At 44.8% G+C, this 1,607-nt stretch carries 3 protein-coding genes; all 3 read left to right on the forward strand.

Features of this window, described 5'->3' with window-relative positions; translation table 11 throughout:
* The first annotated feature begins 184 nt into the window (after positions 1 to 184).
* The 3 genes from KQ486_RS13935 to ccdB all read left to right on the forward strand — a co-directional run bounded on the left by KQ486_RS13935 (position 185) and on the right by ccdB (position 1,491).
* The gene (locus KQ486_RS13935) at positions 185 to 844 is read left to right on the forward strand and encodes a type A-1 chloramphenicol O-acetyltransferase (protein WP_000412211.1); all 660 of its coding nucleotides are present in this window, start codon (positions 185 to 187) and stop codon (positions 842 to 844) included.
* Positions 845 to 1,034: 190 nt separating this feature from the next.
* Complete coding sequence (gene ccdA, locus KQ486_RS13940) at positions 1,035 to 1,184, forward strand: type II toxin-antitoxin system antitoxin CcdA (protein WP_336511053.1); 150 nt, start codon at positions 1,035 to 1,037, stop codon at positions 1,182 to 1,184.
* Between the two features lies 1 nt (position 1,185).
* Positions 1,186 to 1,491, forward strand: a complete 306-nt coding sequence (ccdB, locus tag KQ486_RS13945; RefSeq protein WP_001159868.1) for a type II toxin-antitoxin system toxin CcdB — start codon at positions 1,186 to 1,188, stop codon at positions 1,489 to 1,491.
* The last annotated feature ends 116 nt before the right edge of the window (positions 1,492 to 1,607 follow it).

The raw sequence follows: 1,607 nt of genomic DNA on the forward strand, positions 1-1,607 counted from the left end.
TCAATATATTAAATTAGATTTTGCATAAAAAACAGACTACATAATACTGTAAAACACAACATATCCAGTCACTATGGCGGCCGCATTAGGCACCCCAGGCTTTACACTTTATGCTTCCGGCTCGTATAATGTGTGGATTTTGAGTTAGGATCGGGCGAGATTTTCAGGAGCTAAGGAAGCTAAAATGGAGAAAAAAATCACTGGATATACCACCGTTGATATATCCCAATGGCATCGTAAAGAACATTTTGAGGCATTTCAGTCAGTTGCTCAATGTACCTATAACCAGACCGTTCAGCTGGATATTACGGCCTTTTTAAAGACCGTAAAGAAAAATAAGCACAAGTTTTATCCGGCCTTTATTCACATTCTTGCCCGCCTGATGAATGCTCATCCGGAGTTCCGTATGGCAATGAAAGACGGTGAGCTGGTGATATGGGATAGTGTTCACCCTTGTTACACCGTTTTCCATGAGCAAACTGAAACGTTTTCATCGCTCTGGAGTGAATACCACGACGATTTCCGGCAGTTTCTACACATATATTCGCAAGATGTGGCGTGTTACGGTGAAAACCTGGCCTATTTCCCTAAAGGGTTTATTGAGAATATGTTTTTCGTCTCAGCCAATCCCTGGGTGAGTTTCACCAGTTTTGATTTAAACGTGGCCAATATGGACAACTTCTTCGCCCCCGTTTTCACCATGGGCAAATATTATACGCAAGGCGACAAGGTGCTGATGCCGCTGGCGATTCAGGTTCATCATGCCGTTTGTGATGGCTTCCATGTCGGCAGAATGCTTAATGAATTACAACAGTACTGCGATGAGTGGCAGGGCGGGGCGTAAAGATCTGGATCGGGCTTACTAAAAGCCAGATAACAGTATGCGTATTTGCGCGCTGATTTTTGCGGTATAAGAATATATACTGATATGTATACCCGAAGTATGTCAAAAAGAGGTATGCTATGAAGCAGCGTATTACAGTGACAGTTGACAGCGACAGCTATCAGTTGCTCAAGGCATATATGATGTCAATATCTCCGGTCTGGTAAGCACAACCATGCAGAATGAAGCCCGTCGTCTGCGTGCCGAACGCTGGAAAGCGGAAAATCAGGAAGGGATGGCTGAGGTCGCCCGGTTTATTGAAATGAACGGCTCTTTTGCTGACGAGAACAGGGGCTGGTGAAATGCAGTTTAAGGTTTACACCTATAAAAGAGAGAGCCGTTATCGTCTGTTTGTGGATGTACAGAGTGATATTATTGACACGCCCGGGCGACGGATGGTGATCCCCCTGGCCAGTGCACGTCTGCTGTCAGATAAAGTCTCCCGTGAACTTTACCCGGTGGTGCATATCGGGGATGAAAGCTGGCGCATGATGACCACCGATATGGCCAGTGTGCCGGTATCCGTTATCGGGGAAGAAGTGGCTGATCTCAGCCACCGCGAAAATGACATCAAAAACGCCATTAACCTGATGTTCTGGGGAATATAAATGTCAGGCTCCCTTATACACAGCCAGTCTGCAGGTCGACCATAGTGACTGGATATGTTGTGTTTTACAGTATTATGTAGTCTGTTTTTTATGCAAAATCTAATTTAATATATTGA

It is taken from the genome of Allobacillus halotolerans (genome assembly GCF_018967645.1).
In the GTDB taxonomy this organism is placed as follows: Bacteria; Bacillota; Bacilli; order Bacillales; family Alkalibacillaceae; genus Allobacillus; species Allobacillus halotolerans.

What these genes read in the sequence shown, in the direction of transcription:
- ccdB (WP_001159868.1), top strand. Translation starts at nt 1,186, where the DNA reads ATGCAGTTTAAGGTTTACACCTATAAAAGAGAGAGCCGTTATCGTCTG.
- KQ486_RS13935 (WP_000412211.1), top strand. Translation starts at nt 185, where the DNA reads ATGGAGAAAAAAATCACTGGATATACCACCGTTGATATATCCCAATGG.